Source organism: Amycolatopsis sp. NPDC004625 (assembly GCF_040609695.1).
GTDB lineage: Bacteria > Actinomycetota > Actinomycetes > Mycobacteriales > Pseudonocardiaceae > Amycolatopsis.
On record NZ_JBEXKX010000008.1, the window covers coordinates 102,734 to 128,432 of the forward strand.

Annotated in this window: 25 protein-coding genes; 8 read left to right on the top strand and 17 right to left on the bottom strand. The window is 71.8% G+C overall.

From position 1 onward, the window contains the following. Positions 1–62: 62 nt before the first annotated feature. The 7 genes from ABZW17_RS11540 to ABZW17_RS11570 all read right to left on the bottom strand — a co-directional run bounded on the left by ABZW17_RS11540 (position 63) and on the right by ABZW17_RS11570 (position 7,176). Complete coding sequence (locus tag ABZW17_RS11540) at positions 63–1,688, bottom strand: ABC transporter substrate-binding protein (RefSeq protein WP_354812226.1); 1,626 nt, start codon at positions 1,686–1,688, stop codon at positions 63–65. A 264-nt stretch (positions 1,689–1,952) separates the two neighbouring features. Continuing rightward, positions 1,953–2,906 (bottom strand): Ppx/GppA phosphatase family protein, encoded by a 954-nt coding sequence (locus ABZW17_RS11545; RefSeq protein WP_354812228.1) that lies wholly within the window; start codon positions 2,904–2,906, stop codon positions 1,953–1,955. Positions 2,907–2,915: 9 nt separating this feature from the next. After that, positions 2,916–4,082 carry a lytic transglycosylase domain-containing protein gene (locus ABZW17_RS11550; RefSeq protein WP_354812230.1) on the bottom strand — a complete coding sequence of 389 codons (1,167 nt, stop codon included), beginning with the start codon at positions 4,080–4,082 and terminating at the stop codon, positions 2,916–2,918. 142 nt (positions 4,083–4,224) lie between these two features. Beyond that, the gene (locus tag ABZW17_RS11555) at positions 4,225–4,734 is read right to left on the bottom strand and encodes a DUF501 domain-containing protein (RefSeq protein ID WP_354812232.1); all 510 of its coding nucleotides are present in this window, start codon (positions 4,732–4,734) and stop codon (positions 4,225–4,227) included. A 28-nt stretch (positions 4,735–4,762) separates the two neighbouring features. Next, the gene (locus tag ABZW17_RS11560; RefSeq protein ID WP_354812515.1) at positions 4,763–5,125 is read right to left on the bottom strand and encodes a septum formation initiator family protein; all 363 of its coding nucleotides are present in this window, start codon (positions 5,123–5,125) and stop codon (positions 4,763–4,765) included. Positions 5,126–5,367: 242 nt separating this feature from the next. Continuing rightward, positions 5,368–6,654, bottom strand: coding sequence for a phosphopyruvate hydratase (eno, locus tag ABZW17_RS11565; protein WP_354812234.1), 1,287 nt, complete (start codon positions 6,652–6,654; stop codon positions 5,368–5,370). A 60-nt stretch (positions 6,655–6,714) separates the two neighbouring features. Beyond that, positions 6,715–7,176, bottom strand: a complete 462-nt coding sequence (locus ABZW17_RS11570) for a VOC family protein (protein ID WP_354812236.1) — start codon at positions 7,174–7,176, stop codon at positions 6,715–6,717. 72 nt (positions 7,177–7,248) lie between these two features. On the opposite strand from ABZW17_RS11570, the gene ABZW17_RS11575 reads away from it, so the two are divergent. Beyond that, positions 7,249–7,653 carry a tetratricopeptide repeat protein gene (locus ABZW17_RS11575; protein WP_354812238.1) on the top strand — a complete coding sequence of 135 codons (405 nt, stop codon included), beginning with the start codon at positions 7,249–7,251 and terminating at the stop codon, positions 7,651–7,653. Positions 7,654–7,875: 222 nt separating this feature from the next. Here the strand turns inward: ABZW17_RS11575 and ABZW17_RS11580 are convergent, their stop codons facing one another. After that, positions 7,876–8,622 (bottom strand): murein transglycosylase, encoded by a 747-nt coding sequence (locus tag ABZW17_RS11580; protein ID WP_354812517.1) that lies wholly within the window; start codon positions 8,620–8,622, stop codon positions 7,876–7,878. A gap of 370 nt (positions 8,623–8,992) precedes the next feature. Between ABZW17_RS11580 and efeU the strand changes: the two genes are divergently transcribed. The 6 genes from efeU (at position 8,993) to ABZW17_RS11610 (ending at position 14,390) form a co-directional block, all read left to right on the top strand. Continuing rightward, positions 8,993–9,838: an iron uptake transporter permease EfeU gene (gene efeU / locus ABZW17_RS11585; RefSeq protein WP_354812240.1), complete on the top strand. Its 846-nt coding sequence runs from the start codon at positions 8,993–8,995 to the stop codon at positions 9,836–9,838. After that, entirely contained in the window at positions 9,835–10,971 is a 1,137-nt protein-coding gene (efeO, locus tag ABZW17_RS11590) for an iron uptake system protein EfeO (RefSeq protein ID WP_354812242.1), read from the top strand. The genes efeU and efeO overlap by 4 nt, the downstream gene beginning before the upstream one ends. Next, entirely contained in the window at positions 10,968–12,227 is a 1,260-nt protein-coding gene (efeB, locus tag ABZW17_RS11595) for an iron uptake transporter deferrochelatase/peroxidase subunit (RefSeq protein ID WP_354812244.1), read from the top strand. Before efeO ends, efeB begins: the two co-directional genes overlap by 4 nt. Before the next feature lie 62 nt (positions 12,228–12,289). Then, the gene (locus ABZW17_RS11600; RefSeq protein ID WP_354812246.1) at positions 12,290–12,859 is read left to right on the top strand and encodes a WHG domain-containing protein; all 570 of its coding nucleotides are present in this window, start codon (positions 12,290–12,292) and stop codon (positions 12,857–12,859) included. Beyond that, positions 12,856–13,938: an SGNH/GDSL hydrolase family protein gene (locus tag ABZW17_RS11605; RefSeq protein ID WP_354812519.1), complete on the top strand. Its 1,083-nt coding sequence runs from the start codon at positions 12,856–12,858 to the stop codon at positions 13,936–13,938. Before ABZW17_RS11600 ends, ABZW17_RS11605 begins: the two co-directional genes overlap by 4 nt. Positions 13,939–13,955: 17 nt before the next feature. Next, on the top strand, positions 13,956–14,390 hold the full coding sequence (locus ABZW17_RS11610) for a PPOX class F420-dependent oxidoreductase (protein WP_354812248.1): 435 nt from the start codon (positions 13,956–13,958) through the stop codon (positions 14,388–14,390). 7 nt (positions 14,391–14,397) lie between these two features. Here ABZW17_RS11610 and ABZW17_RS11615 read toward each other — a convergent pair whose 3' ends face one another. Genes ABZW17_RS11615 through ABZW17_RS11645 form a run of 7 tightly spaced genes read right to left on the bottom strand, consistent with a single transcriptional unit; the run spans position 14,398 to position 20,510 of the window. Further along, positions 14,398–14,961, bottom strand: a complete 564-nt coding sequence (locus ABZW17_RS11615; RefSeq protein WP_354812250.1) for a hypothetical protein — start codon at positions 14,959–14,961, stop codon at positions 14,398–14,400. Then, positions 14,958–16,316 (bottom strand): hypothetical protein, encoded by a 1,359-nt coding sequence (locus ABZW17_RS11620; protein ID WP_354812252.1) that lies wholly within the window; start codon positions 16,314–16,316, stop codon positions 14,958–14,960. Before ABZW17_RS11620 ends, ABZW17_RS11615 begins: the two co-directional genes overlap by 4 nt. Next, on the bottom strand, positions 16,313–17,116 hold the full coding sequence (locus ABZW17_RS11625) for an ABC transporter ATP-binding protein (protein WP_354812254.1): 804 nt from the start codon (positions 17,114–17,116) through the stop codon (positions 16,313–16,315). The genes ABZW17_RS11620 and ABZW17_RS11625 overlap by 4 nt, the downstream gene beginning before the upstream one ends. A gap of 18 nt (positions 17,117–17,134) precedes the next feature. Then, a complete protein-coding gene (locus ABZW17_RS11630) occupies positions 17,135–17,911 on the bottom strand; it encodes a zf-HC2 domain-containing protein (RefSeq protein WP_354812256.1) in 777 nt (258 codons plus the stop codon). Further along, complete coding sequence (locus ABZW17_RS11635) at positions 17,908–18,465, bottom strand: RNA polymerase sigma factor (RefSeq protein ID WP_354812258.1); 558 nt, start codon at positions 18,463–18,465, stop codon at positions 17,908–17,910. The genes ABZW17_RS11630 and ABZW17_RS11635 overlap by 4 nt, the downstream gene beginning before the upstream one ends. A gap of 54 nt (positions 18,466–18,519) precedes the next feature. Further along, positions 18,520–19,452: a MazG family protein gene (locus tag ABZW17_RS11640; RefSeq protein WP_354812260.1), complete on the bottom strand. Its 933-nt coding sequence runs from the start codon at positions 19,450–19,452 to the stop codon at positions 18,520–18,522. Then, positions 19,449–20,510, bottom strand: a complete 1,062-nt coding sequence (locus tag ABZW17_RS11645; RefSeq protein WP_354812262.1) for a SurA N-terminal domain-containing protein — start codon at positions 20,508–20,510, stop codon at positions 19,449–19,451. The genes ABZW17_RS11640 and ABZW17_RS11645 overlap by 4 nt, the downstream gene beginning before the upstream one ends. A gap of 76 nt (positions 20,511–20,586) precedes the next feature. On the opposite strand from ABZW17_RS11645, the gene ABZW17_RS11650 reads away from it, so the two are divergent. After that, positions 20,587–20,994 carry a hypothetical protein gene (locus tag ABZW17_RS11650; RefSeq protein WP_354812264.1) on the top strand — a complete coding sequence of 136 codons (408 nt, stop codon included), beginning with the start codon at positions 20,587–20,589 and terminating at the stop codon, positions 20,992–20,994. 60 nt (positions 20,995–21,054) lie between these two features. On the opposite strand, the gene mfd is transcribed toward ABZW17_RS11650, so the two are convergent. Beyond that, entirely contained in the window at positions 21,055–24,609 is a 3,555-nt protein-coding gene (mfd, locus tag ABZW17_RS11655) for a transcription-repair coupling factor (protein WP_354812521.1), read from the bottom strand. A 121-nt stretch (positions 24,610–24,730) separates the two neighbouring features. Further along, entirely contained in the window at positions 24,731–25,648 is a 918-nt protein-coding gene (locus tag ABZW17_RS11660) for an LLM class flavin-dependent oxidoreductase (protein WP_354812266.1), read from the bottom strand. Between the last annotated feature and the right edge of the window lie 51 nt (positions 25,649–25,699).

The window sequence follows — 25,699 nt, forward strand, 5'->3', positions numbered from 1 at the left end:
GTGAGAAACAGGGTTAGAACACTGTTTCTCACTCACGACGGCGGTGGTGGTGGGAGCGGCTGCTACTTCTTCAGGACCTCGATGGACGGGTAGTCCGGCATCCGGCGGAAGTCCAGGGCCGCCGACTTGAGGTTCTTCGACTTCGCCGCGACGCCCTTCTCGTCCCACACCGGGATCGTCGGCAGGTCCTGCGCGATCAGGTCCTCGGCCTGCTGGTACAGCTTGACCGCGGCGTCCTTGTTGGCGGTGGCGTCCGCCTGGGCGAGGATCGAGTCGACCTTCGGGTTCGAGTACGTCGAGTCGTTCGAGGACCCGCCGGTCTTGAAGATCGGGTTGAGGAAGTCCTCGATGGACGGGTAGTCCGCCGACCAGTCCGACCGGCCCATGCCGGTGAGCTTGTGGCCGGTCACGATGCTGCGCCACTGCCCGAAGTCGGTCGCGGGCACGAAGTCGCACTCGACGCCGAGGGTGTTCTTGATGCTGTTGCACGCCGCGACGAGCGGTTCCTTGCGGCCACCGTCCGCGTTGGACGCGATGGTCAGCTTGCCCTGGAAGCCGGACTTCTGGAACGCCGCCTTCGCCGCCGCCGGGTCGTACTTGCAGAACTGGCAGACGCCGGGCCGGTAACCCGGGATGCCCTGCGAGATGTAGCCGTCGGCCGGCACGTAGGTGTCGTTCATGACGGTCTTGGTGATCTGCGCGCGGTCGATCGACATCGCGATGGCCTTGCGCAGCTCGAGGTTGTTGTACCCGGGCACGTAGTACGGGATGGCGATGGTGCTGATCCCGAGCAGGTGACCGGTGACCAGGCGGTCGCCCAGGTCGTTCTTGTACTTCCCGCCCGCGACGGCCGACGGCGGCAGCGTCTCCATGAAGTCGAGCCGCCCGCTCAGCAGGTCCTGGTAGGCGGTCTCCTGGCTGGAGTAGATCTTGATGTCGAGGTTCTTGAACTTGACCTTGTCGTCACCCTTGTAGTCGTCGAACCGGGTGAGCTTGATGTCCTGGTTGGGCGTACGCGACACGAACTTCAGCGGGCCGTTGCCGATCGGGTGCTGCTCGAAGCCCTTGGGGTCCTTGAAGAACGAGTCCGGCAGCGGCGCGAAGGCCTGGTAGCCGACCTTGATGTCGAAGACGGAGAACGGCGCGGTGAGCGTCACCTGGAACTCGTAGTCGCCCTTCGCGACCAGCCCGGACATCTTGTCCGTGGCCGGCTTGGCGTTCTTGTCTTCGGGGTGGACGTCGGCGTACCCCTGGATGTTCGAGTAGAAGTCGGTGTTGAGCTGGCCGTTCGGCCCGTAGGCGCCGTAGTTCCAGGCGTCGATGAAGTTGTGCGCCTTCACCTCGGTGCCGTCGTGGAACTTCCAGCCCTGCTTGATCTTGATGTCGTAGACCTTGGAGTCGGTCGTGGTGATCGAGTCCGCCATCAGGTTGAACGGCTGCGCGTCCGCACCCTTGAAGCCGACGAGCGTGGCGAACATCGGCTGGATCGCCTTGGTGCCACCCAGGTCGTTGATGTTGGTCGGGACCAGCGCGTTCTGCGGTTCGGTGCCGTAGACGCTGACGGTGCCGTCCGGATCCGTCCCGCCGGCGCCGGTGGAGCTGCCCGAACCGCCGCCGCACGCGGTGAGCGCGAGCGCCAGCGAGGTCATCACCACCGTGGGTCCCCAGAGCCTGCGCGAAGGACGCATGATCCCCTCCATCTCCGTCTGCCCGAAAGGTGAGACGCACGCTATCGGGGGCGGTGAAGCTGATCACAGGACTGCGGTGTTGCAAATCAGTGACGACCGTCAGGACCACCTGGTTGGAGCACAACCAAGGTAGCAAACCGGATGCTCCGGACGGACCAGCGTGGACAGCAGGTCATCGCCCGCTCACCCAGGGTTCCGTTGCGCCACAAGCCCTTTGGGACGTCCGAACGGTCGGTCGGGCGAACGAGCGGTGGTGGCGAGCGGTCAGGCGAGGGAGAGGGCGATGCCGTCGAGGATGTCGTGCTCGCTGACCACCAGCTCCGTCGGGCCGCCGCGGGCCGCGAGCTGTTCCGCGAGGGTCTGGACCACTACCGCGCCGCCGCCGATGACGTCGACGCGTCCCGGGTGGATCACCGGGTTGGCCGCGCGGGTGGCGTGGTCGCTCTGCAGCAGCTCGGTCGCCAGGCGGTCGATGGCCGCCGGGGTCAATGTGGACAGGTGCACGCGCTCGCTGTCGTACTCCGGCAGGCCCAGCGCGATCGCCGACAGCGTGGTCACCGTGCCCGCGACGCCCACCCACGTCTTCGCGCGGGCGACGTCGACGACGTCGAACGCCTCGGTGAGGACCTTGCCCGCCAGGTCGCGGGCCGCCGCGATCTCGTCCGCGGTCGGCGGGTCGCTCTTGAGCGCGCGCTCGGTGATGCGGACGCAGCCGATGTCGACGGACTTCGCCGCGAGCACCTCCGCCCGGCGGCCGTCCCAGGTGCCGAGGACCAGCTCGGTCGAACCGCCGCCGACGTCGACCACGACGAACGGGCCGTCGTCCGGGTCCTGCTCGCCGACCGCGCCGGTGAAGGACAGCCGCGCCTCTTCGTCGCCGCTGATCACTTCGGCCTCGACGCCGAGGGTTTCGCGCGTCATGCGGAAGAAGTCGTCGCGGTTCCCGGCGTCGCGGGTGGCCGAGGTGGCCACCATGCGCACCTTCTCCGCGCCCTTGCGCCGGGCGGCGGCCGTGTAGTCGGCCAGCGCGGCCCGGGTGCGTTCGAGCGCCTCGGGGGCCAGCTCGCCGGTGGCGTCGACGCCCTGGCCGAGCCGGACGATCCGCATCTCCCGGTGCAGGTCGCGCAGGTCGACCGTGCCGTCGTGGCGCGGCGTCAGCTCGGCGACGAGCAGGCGGATGGAGTTGGTCCCACAGTCGATCGCGGCAACACGAGGCATGCGATCACCCTAACTGGCGGGTGACGGCACCGTGGTCGTGGTCAAGGTGGTCGACGTGCTGACCGAGGTGATCACGGCACCGCAGGACGGCGTGGGTGTCGTCGTCGGCGGCTTGGGGCTGGTCGTCGGGTCGGTGGGTGTGGTGGTCGGCGACGGCACGGTGGTCACGCTGATCTCCGTCGTCGTGGTCGTCGTGGTCGTCGGCGACGCGCATGGCTTCGACGGCGTCGTCGTCGGGCCCGGGCTTGTCGGCGTGGTTGTCGGTGACGACGGCGTCGTCGCCGGGACCGGCGGCGGCGGGACCGCCGGCGGGGGCGGGGCCGCGGCCGCGTTCGGGGCGCCGATCGGGACCGTGCTGTCCGGCACCTGCATGATCCCGTTGCGGTAGGCGTCCGCCCAGAGGACGACCGTGTTCACGTAGGTGTCGGAGTTGTTGTAGCGGTAGACCGCCCCGCGCAGCTGGTCGGCCTTCGCCAGGTCGAACCCGCCGGAGCAGAGGTACCGGCCGGTGGCCAGGGCCGCGTCGAAGATGTTGTTCGGGTCGGCCTTGCCGTCGCCGTTGCCGTCGGAGGCGTACGCCCGCCAGGTCCCCGGGATGAACTGGGTCGGCCCGACCGCGCGGTCCCACACCGGGTCCGTGTCGAGCAGGCCCTGGTCGGTGTCCGGGATCGCGGCGAACCCGCCCTGGCCGTTGAGCTGCGGGCCGAGGATCGGCTCGCGGGTGGTCCCGGCCGCGTCGACGTACCCGCCGCGCGCGTGGTTGGACTCGATCCGGCCGATGCTGGCGATCAGGGCCCAGTCGATGTGGCACGCGGGCAGCTCGCGCCCGAGGATGTCGGCGGCGTTCTTGTACGCGGCCAGCGCGGTGGCCGGGATGCCGAGCGGGCCGTCGGGGAGCTCGTACGCCGGCAGCGGCAGCGGGGTGGGCGCGCCGGGGAGGGTGCCGTCGACGGCGATCTGCTGGATGGCGGCGTGGCCGGGGTCGTAGCCCTGGCCGAGCGCGGCGTCGCGGGTGTGGTCGCCGGTCCCGCCGAGCCAGCCGAGGGTGCCACCGCCGGCGACCAGCGCCGGGACGACCGCGAGGATGCCGGTGACCAGGGGGAACGCGGTGCGGTGGCGGATCCCGAACCGCCGGGTGTAGCTCCCGACTGCGTCTGGCAGCCGCCGCACACGCATGACTCAGAGCCCTCCTGGCCGGATCGGTCGCCACCCTCGGGACACAGCCTGCCGTACCCGAGGCGAGGTTTCACCCCGTCGAAAGACCCGAATCGGGGTTTTCGCTCACCCAGACCAGTTATCTGTTCACCACGCGCGAGCGTTACGCGGCGCAGTCCCCCGAGGGCCACCCGTTGGCCTTAAGCAGGGCGAGCGTCTCGTCACCGAACGGGTTCACGCCGGGCCCGACGGCGAGCGAGTGCGCGACGTGGACGTGCAGGCACTTGACACGGCCGGGCATGCCGCCCGCGGTGACCTGGTGCCCGAGCGGCTCGATCGCGTCCCGCTCGGCGAGGTAAGTCTCGTGGGTGCGCTGGTACTGCGCGGCGAGCTCGGGATCGGTGGTGAGCCGCTCGGTCATCTCCTTCATGATCCCGGACGCCTCGATGGTGCCGATCATCGAGTTCAGCTTCGGGCAGGTGAGGTAGTAGAGCGTCGGGAACGGCGTGCCGTTCTCCAGCCGCGGGCTGGTCTGCACGACGGAGGGGTGCCCGCTCGGGCACCGGGCGGCGACGGCCCGCAACGCTCGCGGCGGCCGTCCGAGCTGCTCCGCGATGATTTCGCGGTCGGCTTCGGTGACGGGCTCGAACCGGTGCTGCTGCGTGCTGTTCACGCGGTCCAGGTTAGAGCGTGGGCTCCGGTCAGCCCGAAGAGACCTGGTTCCAGAGGTTCTCGTACCAGGAGTTGCCCGCGGCCGGCTGCTGGCCCGCCGGCGGGACCGCGTCCGGGGCCTTGTCCTCCGGCAGCTGGACGATGTACGGCGTCTCGCCCGGCTTGACGTACCGCAGCCGCCGCCGGGCCTCCGCCTCGATCTGCGCCGGGTCGCTCAGCTCCGCCTTGCGGCCCTGGAGCTGAGCGACCTCCTGCTGCAGCTGGGCCTGCTGCGCCTGCTGTTCGCGGACCTCGGTCCGCTGGGAGAGGTACGTGCGCAGGGGCACGGCGATGGTGAACGCCAGCGCGCACACCACGATCGCCACCACCGCCGCGCGGCGGGTGGTGGACATGCCGAGCACCTTCGCGGCGCCCGACGCGCGCTTCGCCGCCAGGCCCCGGCGCAACCGGGCCCGGGTGGTCTCCGCGTCGCCGGTGCGGCGCCGCGCCGCCGCCGTGCCGTCCGTGCGGGGCGACCGGGATCCCGGGCTCCCCGCCCGACCGGCCTCGGGACGGCGGGTCCGCGCGGGTCCACCGACCCGCGCCGCCCCGCCGCCACCGCCGCGGCGGCCGCGCGTCCTCCCCCGGTCCGCCATCAGGCCTCGGCGCTGAACCGCGGGAAGGCCAGCTCGCCGGCGTACCGGGCGGCGTCACCGAGGGTCTCCTCGATGCGCAGCAGCTGGTTGTACTTGGCGATCCGCTCGCCGCGGGCCGGGGCACCGGTCTTGATCTGGCCGACGCCGGTGGCGACCGCCAGGTCCGCGATGAACGTGTCCTCGGTCTCGCCCGAACGGTGGCTCATCATCGACTTGTAGCCGAACGACGTGGCCAGCGAGATCGCGTCGAGCGTCTCGGACAGGGTGCCGATCTGGTTGACCTTCACCAGCAGCGCGTTGGCGGCGCGGCGGGTGATGCCCTCTTCGAGGCGGTCCGGGTTGGTGACGAACAGGTCGTCGCCGACGATCTGGACCTTCTCGCCGATCTCGGCGGTCAGGGTGACCCAGCCGTCCCAGTCGTCCTCGCTCAGCGGGTCCTCGACGGAGACCATCGGGTAGTCGCGGATCAGCTCGGCGTAGTACGCCGACATCTGCTCCGCGCTCTTCTTGCTGCCCTCGAAGGTGTACGCGCCGTCGGCGAAGAACTCCGTCGCGGCGACGTCGAGCGCGAGCGCGACATCGCGGCCCGGGGTGTAGCCGGCCTTCTCGATGGCCTGCAGGATCAGGTCGAGCGCCTCGCGGTTGTTCGCCAGGTTCGGCGCGAAGCCGCCTTCGTCGCCCAGACCGGTGGACAGGCCGCGGCCCTTCAGCACCGACTTCAGCGAGTGGTAGACCTCGGTGCCCCAGCGCAGGGCCTCGCGGAAGGTCTCCGCGCCGATCGGCGCGATCATGAACTCCTGGATGTCGACGTTGCTGTCGGCGTGCGAACCGCCGTTGAGGATGTTCAGCATCGGCACCGGCAGCACGTGCGCGTTCGGGCCGCCCAGGTAGCGGAACAGCTCCAGCTCGGCCGACTCGGCGGCGGCCTTCGCGACGGCCAGCGAGACGCCGAGGATGGCGTTCGCGCCGAGGCGGGACTTCGCCGGCGTGCCGTCGAGGTCGACCAGCTTCTGGTCGACGATCCGCTGGTCGACGGCCTCGATGCCGACCATCTCCGGGCCGATCTCGTCGAGCACCGCGGCGACCGCGCGCTCGACGCCCTTGCCGTTGTAGCGGCCGGTGTCGCCGTCACGCAGCTCGACCGCTTCGTGCTCACCGGTCGACGCCCCCGAAGGGACCGCGGCCCGCGCCAGGGTGCCGTCGTCGAGAGCCACCTCCACCTCGACCGTCGGGTTGCCGCGCGAGTCCAGAATCTCGCGCGCGCCTACCTGCTCGATGAGAGCCACGCCATGCTCCTCGGTGCGTCTTGCCTGCGATGACGCGCCCAGCCTAGCCTTCGCCGCACATCACCCGTTGGAGGACTCTCCGCCCGCGCGGACCTCCTGCCAGCCCGGCGGCAGCTCGACGGTCTCGGACGTCTGCTGCCAGAACGTCCAGCTGTTGCCGCCGAGGTCGGCGACGGTGAACACCCGGGCGCCGTAGGGCTGGTCCTGGGGCGGCTCCAGCTCGCACTCCTCGCCCAGCGCCGCCTCGATCCGCTCGTACACCTCGTCGACGTCCTCGACGTAGAGGATGTTGAGCTGGCCGACCGGCCCGTCGACGCCCTTGGCCTGCCAGTAGCCCGGCCCGACGCCGGCGATCTGGATCCGCGCGTCGCCCGCCCGCAGCGTCGCCTGGAAGACCTCGCCCGCCGCGTCGCAGAACCGGACCTCCTCGGTGAAACCGAAGGCCCTGGTCAGCCAGGCGAGCGCCGCCGTGGCGTCGGAGTAGTAGAGGTAGGGCGCCAGGCCCCGGTACCCGCTGCTCATGGCGGCACAGTCCATCACGTCCCGTTCGGCGGCGTGTGCATCCCCCTCCCCGGGGGTAACGTGGGAGTGACCATGACGGACGCCGCAGCTGCTTCGCAGCCTCCCGAGGAGTCGCGGTTCCACGCCTTCCGTCAGGCCGAAGAGCTGGTCGGCCGCCGTCGCCCGCTCGACGCGCTGAAGGCGTTGCAGCCCCTGCTGGAGTCCGAAACGGACAAGCCGTCGGTGCACCTGCTGGCCGGGCGCGCGTACTTCCACTCCGCCCAGCTGCGCCGCGCCGAAGAGGCGTTCACCCGGGTGCTGGAGCTCGATCCGACGGACCACTACGCGCGGTTCGTCCTGGGCCGCACGCTGCAGCGGCTCGGCCGGTTCGTCGAGGCGCTGGGCCAGCTGCGGATCGCGTCGGCGATGAACCCGGTGCCGGAGTACCTCGAGGCGATCAGCGAGGTCAAGGCGCACATCGCGCTGCGCGAACCCTGACCAGGGCCGAACGGCCCGGGACACCTCAGCCGTTCGGCCGATCAGGCCGGGCCCCTCGACCGATGTCCCCGGCCCCCTCCTCCGGCGAAGCTGGTTGCAGACCGAAACCGGGAGGAACCACGATGTCGATCTTCGCCACGCTGGGCGCGTACGCCGGCCTGCTGCTGCTCGTGCTGATGGCCGTCACGCCGTTCGTCGCCGACCGCGAGCTCTGAACCCTCATCAGGGCGCGACGCTCGCCTCCGCGTAGGCGTCCGCCGCGCTGAAGACGTCCTGGCCGTACGTCACGGCCTGGTTGTAGAACAGGATCGCCCGCCACCAGCCGGAGGGCGTGCCCAGGTCGTCGCCGCCGGAACACAGGAAGCGCGCCGCCGTGAAGGCCGCGTCGTCGACGTTCTGCGGGTCCGGGGTACCGCCGTCGCCGTTCGCGCGCTCCTGGTACTTCTTCCACGTCGACGGCAGGAACTGCATCGGGCCGATCAGGTGGTCCCAGGACTTGTCGCCGTCGAGTTTGCCGCCGTCGGAATCGTGTACCGCCGGGACGCCCGGCGAGCCGTCGAGCGGCGGGCCGACCACCGGCTTCGCCACCCGGCCGTCCGCGCCGACCGCCGCGAGGTCGAACTCCCCGCGTCCGGTCTCGACCCGGCCGATGCCCGCGAGGGTCGCCCACGAGAGGTGGCACGTCGGCTTCTGGCGCTGCATCCACATCTCCGCCCGCCCGTACGCCGAGAGCACGCGCGCGGGGACGTGCGTCTTGCCCGCGACGCGGGCCGCCCAGGCGTCCAGTTCGGCCCGATCCGACACCTCCGGCCGGTCGACCGGCGCGGCGAGCCCGGCCCGCGGCGCTTCGGCGCCCGGCTGCGGGCGCTGTTCGGGAATCGCGAGAGCCGGCTGGACCGGCGGTGACGCGACCGGCGCGTCCGGGTTCCGGACCCCGATGGTCACCAGGAGGACCACGCCGGCGGTCACCAGCCCGAGCGCGAGGGCGATCCGGCCGACGTACCGCCTGGGCGGGCCGCCCGGAGGCAGCGGCGACGGAGGCGTGACGGTCGGCTGAGCGGTATCGGCCACCCGAACAGGTTACGGAGCCACTCAAGGGGGTCACCCGATCGCCTGACCAGACAAGCTAAGGGTAAACCCAGGCCGACTGCCTGCGAAATCACAGAATTCGTTATCGAGTCGACGCGCAGGCCCCTGACCTGCGGTTACCCTAACCTAACTTCGCGTCGGTGTCCCTTTTGCCCGATTGCATCGTTTCGAGCGGACGACCGGGCACTGGACTTACAGGTGAGCCTTACCTAAAACCATCTCGGAAGCAGAAACTCAGGGAGGCGGACCGGTGTTGTTCTCGAGCGCGCTGATCGGGCTGCGCGAAGGCCTGGAAGCGGCGCTGGTCGTCAGCATCCTGGTGGCCTTCCTGGTCAAGACCGAGCGGCGGCACGCGCTGCGCTGGGTCTGGCCGGGCGTCGGCGCCGCGGTGCTGCTGTCGGTCGCCGTCGGCGCGATCCTCACCTTCACGACCCACCAGCTGACCTTCGAACACCAGGAGCTGCTCGGCGGCAGCCTGTCGATCGTCGCCGTCGGGTTCGTCACCGCGATGATCTTCTGGATGCGCAAGGCGTCGAAGAGCATCGCCGCCGAGCTGCGCGGGAAGATGGACGACGCCCTGAACGTCGGGCCGGCGGCCGTGCTGCTGCTGTCGTTCCTCGCGGTCGGGCGCGAAGGGCTCGAGACCGCGGTGTTCTTCTACTCGACCGTGCAGGCCGCGCAGTCGGACACCGTCCAGCCGCTGATCGGCTTCGCCATCGGCATCGCCGCGGCCGTCGTGCTCGCCTGGCTGCTGTACAAGGGCGCGGTCCGCTTCAACCTGTCGAAGTTCTTCACGATCACCGGCGTCCTGCTGGTGTTCGTCGCCGCGGGCGTGCTCGGCTACGGCCTCCACGACCTGCAGGAGGCCGCCTTCCTGCCGGGCATCGACACCCTGGCCTTCGACGCCTCGGCCACGCTGCCCGAGACGTCCTGGTACGGCGCCCTGCTGAAGGGCATCTTCAACTACTCGCAGCAGACGACCGTCCTGCAGGCCGTCGCCTGGGTCGCCTACGTCGCCGTCGTGCTGCCGCTGTTCCTCAAGCCCAGCAAGAAGACCGCGCCGGCGCCCGCCGCCGCGGCCGCCTCGAAGGAGTGACCGTGCGCAAGACCCCCTCGCTGGCCGTGCTGGCCGGCGCCGCCGTGCTGGTGACGCTGGCCGCGTGCGACAGCAAGAGCCAGCCCGCGGCGGCCGGCGGCCCGATCAAGGTCGCCGCGTCCGACACCGCGTGCGAGGTCTCCGCGACCACGGCCGGCGCCGGCAACGTGACCTTCGAGATCACCAACAAGGGCACCAAGGTCACCGAGTTCTACCTCTACGCCGAGGGCGACCGGATCATGGGCGAGGTCGAGAACATCGCGCCCGGGCTCAACCGGCGGCTGATCGTCGAGGTCGCCGACGCCGGCAAGTACCAGACCGCGTGCAAGCCGGGGATGTCCGGCACCGGCATCCGCGGCGACTTCACCGTCACCGGCGGCGTCGCGAAGCAGAACGACAGCAACGCCCAGAAGGCGCAGGCCACCAGGAGCTACGCCGACTACATCGCGAACAACACCTCGGCGCTGCAGGACGAGACGGTCAAGTTCGCCGACCTCGTGAAGGCCGGCAAGGTCGACGAGGCGAAGGCCGCGTACGCCCGCACCCGCACCTACTACGAGCGGATCGAGCCGGTCGCCGAGAAGTTCGGCGACCTCGACCCGGCCATCGACGTCCGCGAAGCCGACCTCGAGCCGAACCAGCAGTTCACCGGCTTCCACCGGCTGGAGAAGGACCTCTTCAAGACCGGCCTGCAGCCCGACAGCGGCCAGATCGCCGACAAGCTGGTGACCGACGTCAAGGACCTGGTCACCAAGACCAAGACGCTCGAACTGTCCGCTTTGGACCTCGCGAACGGCGCCAAGGGCCTGCTCGACGAGGTCGCCACCGGCAAGATCACCGGCGAGGAAGAAGCCTTCTCGCACACCGACCTCTGGGACTTCCAGGCCAACCTGGACGGTTCGAAGGGCGCGATCACAGCGCTGCGGCCGGTCCTGCAGGCCAAGGACGCCGCGCTGGTGTCCACCTTGGACAAGGAGTTCGCGAACGTGCAGGGCCTGCTCGACAAGCAGCGTTCCGGTGACGGCTTCAAGTCCTATACCGATCTTTCCCAGGACCAGGTCAAGGAGTTCGCTTCGGCCGTCGACGCGCTGAGCGAACCGCTGAGCAAGGTTGCGGAGGTCGTGTCGAAGTGACGTCGACAGAGGGCACGCGCGTCTCGCGGCGGAAGCTCTTCGGCCTGGCCGGTGCGGGTGTCGCGCTGGCCGGGGCCGGGGCCGCCGCCGGCATCGGGATCGACAAGGCGACGAGCGGCAACGCCGAGGCGGCGACGAACACCGTCGCCTTCCACGGCGAGCACCAGGCCGGCATCTCGACCCCGGCGCAGGCCAACCTGCACTTCGCCGCCCTCGACGTCACGACGAAAGACCGCGAGAAGCTGCGGCAGCTGCTGAAGACGTGGACCGACGCGGCCCGCCGGATGACGGCGGGCCAGGAGGTCGTGGCGGGCGGCGCGGTCGGCAGCGGCGCGTACGCCCCGCCCGGCGACACCGGCGAGGCGCTCGACCTGCCGCCGTCGAACCTGACGCTGACCATCGGCTTCGGGCCGTCGCTGTTCGACGGCCGGTTCGGCCTGGCGGGCAAGCGGCCGCCGCAGCTGATCGACCTGCCGCTGTTCCCGAAGGACAAGCTCGACCCGGCCCGCAGCGGCGGCGACCTGTGCATCCAGGCCTGCGCGGACGACCCGCAGGTGGCGGTGCACGCGGTCCGCAACCTGGTCCGGCTCGGCTTCGGCGTCACCGAGGTCCGCTGGTCGCAGCTCGGCTTCGGCCGCAGCTCGTCGACTTCGCGCGAACAGCAGACGCCGCGGAACCTGTTCGGCTTCAAGGACGGCACGAACAACATCAAGGCCGAGGAACCCGACGTGCTGGCCGACCAGGTGTGGGCCACCGCGGCCGACGGGCCGGCCTGGATGGCCGGCGGCTCGTACCTGGTGGCGCGCCGGATCCGGATGCACATCGAGACGTGGGACCGCGAGACCCTCGACGGCCAGGAGAAGATCATCGGCCGCACCAAGGGCACCGGCGCCCCGCTGGGCCAGACCGCGGAGTTCGACGAGCTGGACCTCGACGTCGGCGGCGCGGGCGGCGAGAAGCTGATTCCGGCGGACGCGCACGTCCGGCTGGCCTCGCACCAGGCGCTCAACGGTGTCCGGATCCTGCGCCGCGGCTACAACTTCGTCGACGGTTCGGACGGCGTCGGACACCTCGAAGCGGGGCTGTTCTTCCTGGCGTTCAACCGCGACACCCGCAAGCAGTACGTGCCGATGCAGCAGGCGCTGTCGTCGAAGGACGCGATGATGGAGTACGTCCAGCACACCGGGTCGGCGCACTTCGCGGTCCCGCCGGGTGTGACGCGCGAGTCGAGCTGGGCGGACGCCCTCTTCTCCTGACCCCGATTGCCTAAAGCCTTTAGGTTGATCTACCCTGGCTTTAGGCAACAGGGAGAAGGATGATGGTTCGAGCCGGACTGACCACGGAACGCGTGGTGCGCGCCGCCGCGGAGCTGGCCGACGAGGCGGGCTTCGACCGGCTGACGCCGTCGGAGCTGGCCCGGCGGCTCGGCGTCCAGGTCGCCAGCCTGTATTCGCACGTCAAGAACGCCCACGACCTGCGGGTGAAGGTGGCGCTGCTGGCGCTCGACGAGCTCGCCGGCCGGGCCGCCGCCGCGCTCGCGGGCCGGGCCGGGCGGGACGCGCTCGTCGCCTTCGCCGACGTCTACCGCGACTACGCCCGCGAACACCCGGGCCGGTACGCCGCCGCCCAGCTGCGGCTGGACCCGGCGACCGCGGCCGCGAGCGCCGGCCCCCGGCACGCCGAAATGCTGCGCGCGATCCTCCGCGGCTACGACCTGGCCGGGCCGGACGAGACGCACGCCGTGCGGCTGCTCGGCAGCGTCTTCCACGGGTTCGTCAGCCTCGAAGCCCAGGGCGGGTTCGACCACAGCTCGCCCGCCGCCCCCGAAAGCTGGGTCCGCATCCTCGCCGCCCTCGACACCCTCCTGCAGGATTGGCCACGCCCGTGATCGACGTCCCGCTGACCGCGGAGCTCGTCCGCGGTGCCCTCGAACTCGAACGCACCGGACGCGGCCTGGTGCCGCACCGGCTGCCGGCCCGCGCGCGGGCGCAGAACACCGACCCGCGGCTCGCCATCGCCGAGGCGCAGCCCGCCGGCGTCCGGCTGCGGTTCCGCACGAGGGCGCGCGTGATCGAACTCGACACGCTGCCGGCGAAGGTCGAGTACCCGGGTGCGCCGCCACGGCCCGACGGCGTTTACGACCTGCTGGTCGACGGCCAGCTCGCCGCCCAGGCAACCGCACCCGCCGGTGTCCGGTTCGCGAACCTTCCCGGGCACGACAAGGACGTCGAGATCTGGTTGCCGCACAACGAACTGACGACGTTGGCCGCCTTGCGCACCGACGCGCCGGTTTCGCCCGCGCCACGGGCGGACCGGGTGTGGCTGCACCACGGCAGCTCGATCAGCCACGGCTCGAACGCGGCGAGCCCGTCGACGACGTGGACCGCGCTGGCCGCGCTTTCGGCCGGCGTCGACCTGGTGAACCTCGGTTTCAGCGGCAACGCGCTGCTCGACCCGTTCACCGCGCGGGCGCTGCGCGACACGCCCGCCGACGTCGTCAGCGTCAAGCTCGGCATCAACGTGGTCAACGCCGACCTGATGCGGCTGCGCGCGTTCGGGCCCGCGGTGCACGGGTTCCTCGACACGATCCGCGAGGGCCACCCGGACACCCCGCTCGTCGTCGTGTCCCCGCTGTACTGCCCGATTCACGAGCAAACGCCGGGGCCGGGCGACTTCGACCACGAGGCACTGGCCCGCGGCGAGGTCCGGTTCCGCGCGACCGGCGACCCGGCCGAGCGCGCGGCGGGCAAGCTGACCCTGGAGGTGATCCGGGCGGAGCTGGCCCGGATCGTGGCGCAGCGGCAGGCGTCGGATGTGCACCTGAGCTACCTGGACGGCCGGAACCTTTACGGCGAACCGGACTTCGCGGACCTGCCACTGCCGGACGACCTGCACCCGTGCCCGGCGGCCCACCGCCGGATCGGCGCGCGGTTCGCCGCGCGGGTGCTTGACTTCAAGGGAACTTGAAGTTCGACACTTCGTGAATGTTCACCGAAACAGAGATCGCCTACCTCGCCGCCCAGCAGATCGGCCGCCTCGCGACCCAGCAGCCGAACGGGACCCTCCAGGTGAATCCGGTCGGCTTCCGGTACAACCCGGACGAGAAGAGCATCGACGTGACCGGGCGCAAGCTGCGCGACAGCAAGAAGTACCGCAACATCGAAGCGAACGACCAGGTCGCCTTCGTCGTCGACGACGTCCCCTCGACGAACCCGTGGCGGGTGCGGTGCCTGGAGATCCGGGGCCACGCCGAAGCGCTGGTCGGCGTCGACTTCCCGGAGAAGCACTACGACCACGTCCCGAAGGACCACTTCGACGACGCCCTGATCCGCATCCGCCCCGAACGCATCCTCGCCTTCGGGGTCGAAGGCTGGGACCAGGAGCCCTACGAACTGGTGCTGAACATCCGCAACGTCTGACCGGGGATCACCGGCGGCCGCCCCAGGCGGTGTAGGTCACCGCGCCCGTCACCGCCAGGACCACCGCGGTCCAGGTGGCGGCCGCCGTTCCCGCGGGCTGCAGCAGCCACGCCACGACCCGGCTCGCCGTCGAGGCGTCGTTCGGGACGAACGGGCTGATCGCGCACCAGGCCAGCGGCAGCGTCCAGCCGAAGTGGCCCCCGGCGGCCGTGACGGCGAGGCCGGCCAGGCCCGCCAGGCCGGCCGCGTCACGCACGACGACCGCCAGTGCGACCGTGGACGGGCCCAGTTCCTGCACCCCCAGCACCAGCGCACCGGCCGCGGCGGCGAGCAGCGCCAGGTGCGCGAACCGCCGGACCGGCCACGGCCGGGCGGCGGTCCGGTCGAGGTCGGCGTCCTGGCCGCTGAGCCCGGTCGCCGTCACCGCGATCCCGGCGGTCAGGGCCAGGGAGACCAGGGCGACGTTCCACACGTCCCGCCCCGGGAACCAGACCGTGGCCGTCACGACGAGGAGGGCGGCGAACGCGGCCGGCACCTGCCGCGATCGGGCGTACAGCGTCAGCCCCCTCACCGGAGGGCTCCCGGCACCAGCGTGTCGAGCGGCTCGCCGTGACAGGTCAGCAGCACCTGCCGCAGGGCGACGATCCGCGCGAACCGGACGTCGGCGGGCAGGGCGCGGAACTGGTCCCAGGCTCGTTCGATCGGGGCCGCCCGGGTCGCGAACCAGCGGCTGGTGTACTCGGGAAGGGGCGTGAGTTCCCCGCTGAAGTACGCGGCCGCGATCATCCGCGCGCCCATGTCGGACACGCTGGCGGTGCTCGGCCGCTCGCAGGAGGGCACCCCCGCACCGGAGAGCACGGCGGCCCGCAGGCCGGCGGCGTCCGCGGTGAGCAGCTTGTCGTTGCGCTGGAAGTCGAGGTAGACGACGTCCGCGTCACGCCGAGGGGGCTCGGTGACGGAGTCGGGCGCAACCTGCTCCTCGACCCGCGTCGGCGCTCCGGGCAGCTTCGCGAGCATGGCGAGTGCTTCGCGCGCCGGGCCGTTCAACGCAGCCAGCCGGTCCCGATGGAGGGCCGCCACGCAGACGGGCCCGTCGCAGACCTTCCGGGCGGCGTGGCTGTCGGCGGTGAGAGCCGCTTCGGGCGCGGCGGGAAACAGCGGCAGGGCGATGGCCACCCCGGCGACGAGCGGTAGCAGGCTCAGCAGCCGTGCCCGGGTGGAACCGGCCGACAGCAGCAGGAACGCCGTGACGGCGAGGCCGCCGAACCACACGGCCTGGCCGACGTCGAGCGACACCGTGGTGGTCACCATGGCCCCGCGCGGCTCGGCGAGCGCGGGCGCGAGCGGACCGAGCCGGCGCGGCAGACCGGCGTCCAGGTCGGGTTCGAGCGCCATCCAGCAGAGGGTGGTCCCGACGAGGGTCAGCACGGCGAGGCCGGGCGCGGTCAGCGGGTGCGGGAGCAGCCGTCCGACGGCCATCCCGGCCCAGCCCCCGGCGACGACACCGAGGACCCCGATCAGCAGGACGGGCACGAAGGCGGGCGAAACGAACCCGCCGTGGGCGAGGACTTCGCCGAGACCGACCGCGAAGACGAGCAGGTAGGCCAGCCCGGTGAGCGCCCCGACGGCGCCGGCCAGCCGCAGTGCCCGATGCCAGTGCGGCCGCGGGGTGGTGGCGAGCAGCTCGGTCACGCCGGACCGGCTGTCGCGCATGCCCTGGATCGCCCCGGCCCCGACCACGACGGGCCAGAGGAACTGGAGGAGGAACCGCACCCAGAGGGCGGTCGTGGTGGTCTGCGCGGTCCACGGCGCCGGCACCTTCCACCAGGGACCGGACAGGAGGAAGAGGAAGCCGAGCGCGAAGGCGAGCAGCGCCAGTGCGGCCCAGGGCGCGATCGAGCGCCGGAGTTCGATGCGGAAGATCACCACGTCCCCCGGCCCGGCTCGTGCTTCAGCAGGGCCGAATAGCCCCGCTCGATCGGGCTGTCGCCGACGTCGTCGGAGGTGCCCGCCTCGGCCAGTGCTTCCGGCGTCCCCTGGAACACCAGCCTGCCCTCGGCGAACAGCACCACGTCCTGGCACGCCGTCGCCACGTCCTCCACCAGGTGCGTCGAGATCAGCACGCACGAGTCGCGGCCCAGCTGCTGGACCAGCTCGCGGAACCGGACGCGCTGGGCCGGGTCCAGGCCCGCCGTCGGCTCGTCGAGCAGGAGGATGTCCGGGTCGTTGACGATCGCCTGGGCGATGCCCACCCGGCGGATCATGCCGCCGGACAACGTCTTCAGCCGGTCGTCCGCGCGGTCGGCCAGGCCCACCCGCTCCACCGCGCGCTGGACCGCCCCCGGAATGTCCTCTTTGGACATCTCCTTCAGCCAGGCCAGGTACTCGACGAACTCCCGGACCGTGAACCGCTTGTAGAACCCGAAGTTCTGCGGCAGGTACCCGATCCGGCGGCGCAGCTCGCGCCGGCCGGACTGCGCGCCGGCCGACGTGCCCAGGAGCGTCAGGTCACCCGAAACCGGCCGCAGCACCGTGGCCAGCGCGCGGATCAGCGTCGTCTTGCCCGCGCCGTTCGGGCCCAGCAGCCCGTGGACGCCCTTGCCGAGCGACAGGTCGAGCCCGTCCACGGCCATCTTCCGCCGCCCCACCCGCACCTTCAGCCCCGCCGCCTGGATTTCCCAGGCGTACGTCGCCGGTGCGACCTCCGCGGCCCCCACTGCTCGCATGCTTCCTCCCTCACAAGGTCATTGACGTGCGCCGAGCCGGCCGAACGCCGGCCCGCGCAGGGCGACGACCGCCGTGGTCACCGCGAAGATCCCGGCCCACACCGGCAGCGCGCGGGTGTCGAGCGCGTGCCCCTGGTGGGCGAACGACGGCAGCACGATGATCGCCAGCCACACCGCGACCAGCGCGTACGCCGCCCGGGTGATGCCGATCAGCCCGCCGAGCGCGAGCGTGCCGGTGGTGCAGGCCAGGCTCGGCAGCAGCCAGAGCGCCGGTGCGGTGCCGGTCAGCCGGCCCGCCACCGCCAGCCCCGGCAGGACGACGGCGAGCACCGCCACCGTCCGCCGGACGACCAGGTAGAGCCCCGCCCGCGGGGTGGCCGTGACGACCTCGTAGGCCGGGTCGAGCCCCCGCGCCCACGACGCCGCGACGCCGAGCACCGGCAGCACCGGGGCGAACAGCTGCACCGTCGTGACGTCGAGCGCCACGCGCCACACCCGGTCCAGCAGGATCGCGACCGCCGTGACCGCCAGGACCATGGCCAGCCACGGCGCCATCGCCGGGGTCACCCAGGTGCCGAACCACCGGCGGCGGCGCCGGGCCGGTTGCGGCGGCAGCTCCACCGACAGCCGGGACCAGACGACGTCGACCACCGGCTGCACGGGCGCCACCGCGGCGAGCCGCGCCCGGCACCGCGCGCACCCCTCCAGGTGGGCTTCGAGGCCCCACAGCTCGTCAGCGGGGAGTTCGCCACCGGCCACGTACGCGGCGATGAGCCGGTCCGGTGCGTGGGTCATGACAGTGCCTCCCGCATCGCGATCCGCGCCCGGCGGGCGCGGGTCTTGACGGTTCCTTCCGGCAGCCCCAGCAGGACGGCGGTTTCGCGGACGCTCAGCCCGTCGAGCACCATCGCCTGCAGCACCGCACGCAGCTCCGGTGCGAGGTCGCGCAGCGCGGTCCCGACCTCGTCGCCGATGGTCGCCGCCAGCAGCTCGTCCTCGGCGGCCGCCGCGGGGGCGACGTCGAGCACCACCTCCGGCGGCGGCTGCGCGTGGTGCGCCCGGCGCCGGAACGCGTCGACCAGCCGGCGCGCGGCGATCGTCCACAGCCAGCCGACCGCGCTCCCGCCCGCGGCCGCCCCGGCGAACGACCCCGCGGCCCGCCAGACGGCCAGGAACGTCTCCTGCATGACCTCGGCGACGATCTGCTCGTCCGCGCACCGGCGGCGCAGGCGCACGGCGAGCCAGGGCGACGTGCGGCGGTAGAGCTCCTCGAACGCCGCGCGGTCGCCCCGGGCCGTGCGCCGGACGAGGCGCTCCTCGTCGGCGTCCTCCAGTGACGTCTGCTTCACACCGGGCAAGACGCCGGGCGAGCGGAACCGGTTCTCACCCGGTTGTGTGCTGCGTCACACGCAACGCGAGGGCCAGAACTTCCGCCAGCCGTCCGCCTCCAGCGTCGTCGGCTCGAGCCCGGCGTCGCGGGCGGCCTGCTCGGCGGCTCGGATGTCCTTCGCGAACTGCTTCGCCAGCGCCCGGAGTTCGACCTCGGGGTCGGCGCCCGCGCGGCGCGCGGTGGCCGCGATGCGGAACAGCTGCGCGGCGGCCGCGACCCCTTCGGGGAAGAGGTCGAGCGGGATGCCCGCGCGCCCGGAGCGCTGACCCAGCTTGCCCGCCAGCGCGACCGCGGGCTGGCCGAGCGCCACGCCGTCCACAATGGACCGACGCTGCTTCTCGTGCTGCTTCAGCTCTTCCCAGCGCACGTTCTGGTGCTCGACCGTGTGCACGTGGCCCTCGTCGGCGAAGACGTTCGGGTGCCGGCCGACCAGCTTCGCGACCAGCCCGGCGGCGACGTCGTCGATGCCGAACGGGTCGTCGGCGTCCTCGGCCGCGACGCGCGCGTGGAAGAGCACCTGCAGCAGGACGTCGCCGAGCTCCTCGCGCAGCGCTTCGCGGTCGCCTTCCTCGATGGCGTCGAGCAGTTCGTAGGTCTCCTCGACCAGGTACTGGCGCAGCGAATCGTGGGTCTGCACCGCGTCCCACGGGCAGCCGCCCGGCGAGCGCAGCCGGTCCATCACGTCGGCGGCCTCGACCAGCGGCGGCACCGGCGTCTCGATGACGTCCGCGCCGGTCGCGATCAACAGCGCCGCCGCCGGCTCGTCCCGGGACCCGGCGAGCAGCACGACGTCGACCAGCGAAGGCGCCTCGGTGACGGGCGGGACGCCGAACGCGGCCGGGTCGACGTCCGTGGCCGCGTAGACGGCGTCGGCGTCACGCAGGAGCTTGAGCGCCGCGCCGGGCAGCGTCGCCCCGCGGACGACCACGACGACCCCCGCGCTCACTGCTGGGTACGACCGGAACCACCCGGGGACAGCACGATGCCCTGCGCGGCGTCCTCGTTCGGGACGACGGACATGGCGACCACGTCCCACACGCCGTACCGCTTGTTGATCCGCACGCCGAGCTCGTCGAACAGCGGCTGTGCCTGCCGCATCCCGGCCGCGGTCTTCGTGGCGGCGTCGAGCTCCGGGGCCTGCTCGGTGGCGACGGGCTTGTCGGTGCGCTGCCGGACCACGCCGACGAACCAGGCGCCCTGGTTGTTCGGGAATGGGAAGACCACGGTCGAGCCGACCGGCGAACCGAAGAGGGGCCCGGCGGCCAGCGCGCCGGCCTGGGCCGCCGGCAGCGCCTCGCCGACCCCGGCGAACGGCGGGATCGATTCGGCGCCCTGGCCCATCTGGGTGGCCCGCTGCCGCAGCGCGGCCAGGTACTGGACGTCGGCGCCGATGCGCTTGGTCCCGGCGGCGGGGTCGGCGGCGAACTGCCGGGCGAGGTCGAAGGCGGCGGTCTTCGCGGCGGGCCCCTCGACCGCGGAGCCGGTGGCGGCGTCCGGCACCAGGCCGACGGAGGTGTAGTCGAAGGTGACCGAGGAGTTCGGCACGGTCTTGTCGGCCAGCGCCTGCGCGAGGAAGGTGTCGGTCAGTTCCTCGCGGTGGTCGCGCGTGCGGGCGACGACCTGGCTGACCGCCTGGGCTTCGTTGCTCGCGTCGGCGGGGATCGGGCTGTTCAGGGGGTCCTTCGCCAGCTGGGCGTCGATCTGCGCGTAGTTGGGCGTGATGCCCTGCTTTTCGGCGGCCTTGGTGATGAGCTCGTGCACGACCAGCTGACTGACGACAGCCCGCCCGACGAGGTCGAGCTTGTGCTCAGTGGCCAGCTTCTGCGCGTACGGCTGTTCGCGGACGGCCTTGGTGATCAGGTCCTGCACCTGGTCGATGGAGATCGTGCGATCACCGATGACGGCGGCGGCACCGACCTGGCTGGGGCCCGACCCGCACCCGGCGAGCAGAAGAGCACCGGCAACGACCCCGACCAGCGCGCGAGGGCGCCCGATGATCCGCATCACAGCGCATACCCTCTCACACCATCGCCCCCGAAACGCAACACCCATGGGGTCGCGGCGGCGGTAATGTCGACATATGGACCATTGGCTGACCATCGAGGTGTTTGACGGGGAGCATTCGGCTTCGCAGTGGCGCCTGGCTCACGGGGACGCCCTCACCGAAGCGGCGCTGACGAACGGCGCCGAGCAGTGGGTTTGGCACGAGCACCGGTGGGGTGTGGTGCTCGAAATCGAGTTCGCAACGGAGGAGCGCCGGGACGCGTTCCGCGGGCTGCCGGTCGTGACGGCAGCGCTCGACGCGGTCCCGGACCCGGCGCGGGGGTTGCTGGTGTACCCGGGCAGGGGCGGCGGTTCGGGCTCGCGAATGCCGCGAAAGCCCCGGCCGCTGCCGATGTCCGGCGCCGGGGCGGTCCCGGTGCCGGTGGAGTCGGTGCGGATGGGGTTGGCGGCGGCGCTGCCGCCGATGTTCAGCGAAGTCGGCTGACGCCGGTCGTGAGTGGTAAGGCGGGTTCTAACGCGCCTTACCACTCACGACCGGCCGCTGCTAGACCGCCGCGGGCTTCTTCGTCAGCTGGACCAGCAGCTTCGTGCACCACTCCAGCAGCTCTTCGTCCCGCAGCGTCGGCGCGCCGATCCGCCCGCCGGCCGGGCCCTCGGTCGGCTTCGGCACCGACACCGTGTTCGTCACCGCCTTGTACACCGCCTTCGGGTACAGCCGCTTCAACCGCACCATCTGCGAATCCAGCAGCGGCAGCGGCGCGAACCGGATCGTGGTGCCCTGGACCGCCACCTCCGTCACGCCCGCCTCGCGGCACGTGTGCCGGAACTTCGCCACCGCCAGCAGCCGGTTCACCGGCGCCGGCGGCTGGCCGTAGCGGTCGATCAGCTCCTCGCGGACCGCGTCCAGGCCCTCGGTGTCCGGTGCCGCGGCGATCTTGCGGTACGCCTCCAGGCGCAGCCGCTCGCCCGGCACGTAGTCGTGCGGGATGTGGGCGTCGATCGGGAGATCCACGCGGACTTCCGCCAGTTCTTCCTCTTCGGAAGGCTCCGCGCCCGCGTGCCGCCGGAACGCGTCGACCGCTTCGCCGACCAACCGCACGTAGAGATCGAACCCGACGCCCGCGATGTGCCCCGACTGCTCCGCACCCAGGATGTTCCCCGCGCCGCGGATCTCGAGGTCCTTCATCGCGACCGCCATGCCCGCGCCGAGTTCCGTGTTCTGGGCGATCGTCGCGAGGCGGTCGTGCGCGGTCTCCGTCAGCGGCGCTTCCGGCGGGTACAGGAAGTACGCGTACCCGCGCTCGCGCCCACGCCCGACGCGCCCGCGCAGCTGGTGCAGCTGGGCCAGGCCCAGCAGGTCGCCGCGCTCGACCAAGAGCGTGTTGGCGTTCGAAATGTCGAGGCCGGTCTCGACGATCGTGGTGCACACCAGGACGTCGTACTCGTTCTCCCAGAAACCCTGGATGATCTTCTCGAGCTTTTCCTCGTTCATCTGGCCGTGCGCGGTGACGACCCGCGCCTCCGGCACCAGCTCGCGGATCCGCCGCGCGGCCTTCTCGATCGAGGAAACCCGGTTGTGGACGTAGAACACCTGGCCGTCGCGCAGCAGCTCACGGCGGATGGCCGCGCCGACCTGCTTGTCGTCGTACGCGCCGACGTAGGTCAGGATCGGGTGCCGGTCCTCCGGCGGGGTCAGGATCGTCGACATCTCGCGGATGCCGGCCAGCGACATCTCCAGCGTGCGCGGGATCGGCGTCGCCGACATCGTCAGCACGTCGACGTGCGTGCGCAGGGCCTTGATGTGTTCCTTGTGCTCGACGCCGAACCGCTGCTCCTCGTCGACGATCACCAGGCCGAGGTCCTTGTAGCGGATGCCGGTCTGCAACAACCGGTGCGTGCCGATGACGATGTCGACCTCGCCCGCGGCGAGCTGCTCCAGGATGGCGTCCGACTCCGCCTTGTTCGTGAAGCGGGACAGGCCCTTGATCGTCACCGGGAACGAGCGCATGCGTTCGTGGAAGGTGTTCAGGTGCTGCTGGGCGAGCAGCGTCGTCGGCACCAGGACCGCGACCTGCTTGCCGTCCTGCACCGCCTTGAACGCGGCCCGCACGGCGATCTCCGTCTTGCCGTAGCCGACGTCGCCGCAGATCACGCGGTCCATCGGGACGCCGCGTTCCATGTCCGCCTTGACCTCGTCGATCGCGGCGAGCTGGTCGTTCGTCTCGGTGAACGGGAAGGCGTCTTCCAGCTCGCCCTGCCACGGCGTGTCCGAGCCGAACGCGTGCCCGGGCGCCGCCTGGCGCGCCGCGTACAGCTGCACCAGCTCCGCGGCGATCTCCTTGACCGCCTTCTTGGCCTTGGCCTTGGTGTTCTTCCAGTCCGAGCCGCCCAGCTTGTTGAGCGTGGGCAGCTCGCCGCCGACGTAGCGGGAGACCTCGTCGAGCTGGTCGGTGGGCACGAACAACCGGTCACCCGGGTGGCCGCGCTTGGACGACGCGTACTCCAGCAGGAGGTACTCGCGGGTGGCGCCGGCGACCGTCCGCTGGACCATCTCGACGAACCGGCCGATGCCGTGCTGGTCGTGCACCACGTAGTCGCCGGCCTTCAGGGCCAGCGGGTCGACCGCGTTGCGCCGCCGGGACGGCATCTTCGTGTTCAGGTCCTTTGTGGACGTTCCGGCGCCCGCGCCGCGGCCGGTGAGGTCCGCTTCGCTGAGCACGACCAGGGCGCGCTCGGGCGAGACGAACCCGTCGGTGAGGCCGCCGCAGGTGACCGTGACCATGCCCGCGGCCGGCGGCTTGGCCAGCCCGTCGCCGGCCTGGGTGGCCGGGACGTCGGCGCCGGTGAGCTGCTCGACCGCGCGCGCGGCGGTGCCCTGGCCGGCGACGACGAGCACCGCCGTGCCGCCCGAGGCCGTGTGCGCCCGCAGGTCCGCCATCGCGCGCTCGAGTTCGCCGCGGTACGCCGGCGCGGCCTCGATCGAGACGCGGTAGACGTCGGGGTCTTCGCTGGTCAGCTGGGTGAGCGTCCACCAGGCGCGCTTGGTGTCCTGCGCGTGGGACGCGATCTCGTCGAGCCCGCGGTAGGCCGACGCGCCGAGGTCGATCGGCGCCTGCCCGCCCGCCGCGGCCGTCGTCCAGGAGGCTTCCAGGAACTCCTGGCCGGTGCGGACGAGGTCGGCGGCGCGGGCGCGGATCTTTTCGGGGTCGGTGAGCACGACGTGGGCGCCGGCCGGCATCGCGTCGGTGAGCAGCTCGAGCTCGCCTTCGCAGAGCACCGGGATGAGCGCCTCCATGCCCTCGACCGGGATGCCGTCGGCGAGCTTGGTGAGCATCTCGGCCAGGTGCGCGTCGGCTTCGTACGTCTTCGCCAGCTCCGCGGCCTTCTCCTTGACCGGCTGGGTGAGCAGCAGCTCGCGGCACGGCGGCGCGGCGACCCGCGGGATCTCGCCGGGCAGCGACCGCTGGTCGGAGACGGCGAACGCGCGGATCTCGCTGACCTCGTCGCCCCAGAACTCCACCCGGACGGGGTGCTGCGCGGTGGGCCCGAACAGGTCGAGGATGCCCCCGCGCACGGCGAACTCGCCGCGCTTCTCGACCATGTCGACGCGGGTGTAGGCCAGCTCGACGAGCCGTTCGAGGAGGCCCTCGAAACTTTGTTCCTCACCCACGACGAGGTCGACCGGGGCGAGCGAGCCGAGGCCGGGCGCCATGGGCTGGATGAGGCTGCGGACGGTGGCGACGACGACACGGAGGCCGTCGTCCCCGGTCTTCAGCCGGTGCAGCACCTCGAGCCGGCGGCCGACGGTGTCCGCGCGGGGCGAGAGGCGCTCGTGCGGCAGGGTCTCCCAGCTGGGGAAGTCGGCGACTCTGGCCTTGCCGAGGAGGGCGCCGAGGGACGCGGTCAGCTCGTCGGCCTCGCGGCCGGTGGCGGTGACGGCGAGCACGGGCTTGCCGGCGCCGTCATCGGCCGCGAGCGCGGCGGCGACGAGCTGCCGGGCGGCGATCGGGCCCTGCAGCTCGAGCAGCGGCGCACCGGCCCGCTCGACCACGCCGCGCAGGGCCGGGTCGGGAAGGATGGCGGTGAGGAGTCCGGACAGTGGAGCGTCGGTCACGGGTCCCAGCCTACGTGCCACCCCCGACAAGTTTCCGATCACCGCTGGTCGTGAGTGAGAAACAGTGTTCTAACCCGGTTTCTCACTCACGAGGGCCGCGGCAGGCTCACGACCGGAGGATGCGCACCACCTCCGCCACCCGCGGCAGCTGCTCGTCGAACACCTTCGGGTCCGTGCTCGCGATCCGCAGCAGGAAGTGCTCCGCCCCTTCGTACTTCCGCAGTTGCGCGGCCACCTCCGCGGCACTCCCGCTCACCTGCATCTGGATCCCCTGCACGAACGCCGCCGGCCGCCCGTAGTTCGCCAGGCAGTACGCCTCCAGCAGCTCGCTCCCGCGCACCGGGTCGTCCTCCACCAGCACCGTCGCGAACAGCGCAGGCGTCACCGGGCGTGACGCCGTCGCCCGGATCCGGGCCAGGCCCGCTCCGTAGTCCACGGGGTCCGGCGGGTACGGCAGCCAGCCGTCGTACAGCCGGCCCACCCGCTCCAGCGCGCCCGGCGTGTACGCCGCCAGCCACACCGGCGGGCCACCCGGCCGGGCCGGGGCCGGGAACACCGGCAGCGAGTCGTGGTGCAGGACTTCGCCGTGAAAAGCGGTCTCCCCGCGCCAGATCGCCCGCCACAACGCCACGATGTCGTCCAGCCGGGCCCGACGGCGCTCCCACGGAACCCCCGCGAACGCGAACTCCGGCTCGCTGCGGCCGGCGAACCCGGCCCCGACCGCCACCGTGAGGCGGCCGGCACTCAGCAGATCCAGGGAAAGCAGCTGGTTCGCCGTCAGGATCGGGTTCCGCAGGGCCGGGAGCAGCGCCGACGTCCCCAGCGTCACCCGCGACGTGCGGGCGGCGAAGGCGGACAACACCGCGAGCGCGTCGAGCGGTGCCCGCGCGAGGGTGTCGCCGACCCAGACCGAATCGAGGCCGAGTTCCTCGGCGGAGACGGCGGTGTCGACCAGCTCGGGCGCGGTCCGCCCGGCGTCGAGGATGGGCTGGTAGGTCGGGACGACCAAGCCGTAGTTCGTCATGGCCGAAGCGTCGCCGGACCGGGGTATGCGCTCAATTCCCCGCGGGGAATG

What these genes read in the sequence shown, in the direction of transcription:
- ABZW17_RS11550 (WP_354812230.1), bottom strand. Translation starts at nt 4,082, where the DNA reads ATGCGTGTGCGGCGGCTGCCAGACGCAGTCGGGAGCTACACCCGGCGG.
- ABZW17_RS11570 (WP_354812236.1), bottom strand. Translation starts at nt 7,176, where the DNA reads ATGAGCAGCGGGTACCGGGGCCTGGCGCCCTACCTCTACTACTCCGAC.
- ABZW17_RS11560 (WP_354812515.1), bottom strand. Translation starts at nt 5,125, where the DNA reads ATGTCCACCACCCGCCGCGCGGCGGTGGTGGCGATCGTGGTGTGCGCG.
- ABZW17_RS11545 (WP_354812228.1), bottom strand. Translation starts at nt 2,906, where the DNA reads ATGCCTCGTGTTGCCGCGATCGACTGTGGGACCAACTCCATCCGCCTG.
- ABZW17_RS11610 (WP_354812248.1), top strand. Translation starts at nt 13,956, where the DNA reads ATGTTCACCGAAACAGAGATCGCCTACCTCGCCGCCCAGCAGATCGGC.
- ABZW17_RS11630 (WP_354812256.1), bottom strand. Translation starts at nt 17,911, where the DNA reads ATGACCCACGCACCGGACCGGCTCATCGCCGCGTACGTGGCCGGTGGC.
- ABZW17_RS11660 (WP_354812266.1), bottom strand. Translation starts at nt 25,648, where the DNA reads ATGACGAACTACGGCTTGGTCGTCCCGACCTACCAGCCCATCCTCGAC.
- ABZW17_RS11600 (WP_354812246.1), top strand. Translation starts at nt 12,290, where the DNA reads ATGGTTCGAGCCGGACTGACCACGGAACGCGTGGTGCGCGCCGCCGCG.
- ABZW17_RS11575 (WP_354812238.1), top strand. Translation starts at nt 7,249, where the DNA reads ATGACGGACGCCGCAGCTGCTTCGCAGCCTCCCGAGGAGTCGCGGTTC.
- ABZW17_RS11650 (WP_354812264.1), top strand. Translation starts at nt 20,587, where the DNA reads ATGGACCATTGGCTGACCATCGAGGTGTTTGACGGGGAGCATTCGGCT.
- ABZW17_RS11540 (WP_354812226.1), bottom strand. Translation starts at nt 1,688, where the DNA reads ATGCGTCCTTCGCGCAGGCTCTGGGGACCCACGGTGGTGATGACCTCG.
- ABZW17_RS11645 (WP_354812262.1), bottom strand. Translation starts at nt 20,510, where the DNA reads ATGCGGATCATCGGGCGCCCTCGCGCGCTGGTCGGGGTCGTTGCCGGT.
- ABZW17_RS11625 (WP_354812254.1), bottom strand. Translation starts at nt 17,116, where the DNA reads ATGCGAGCAGTGGGGGCCGCGGAGGTCGCACCGGCGACGTACGCCTGG.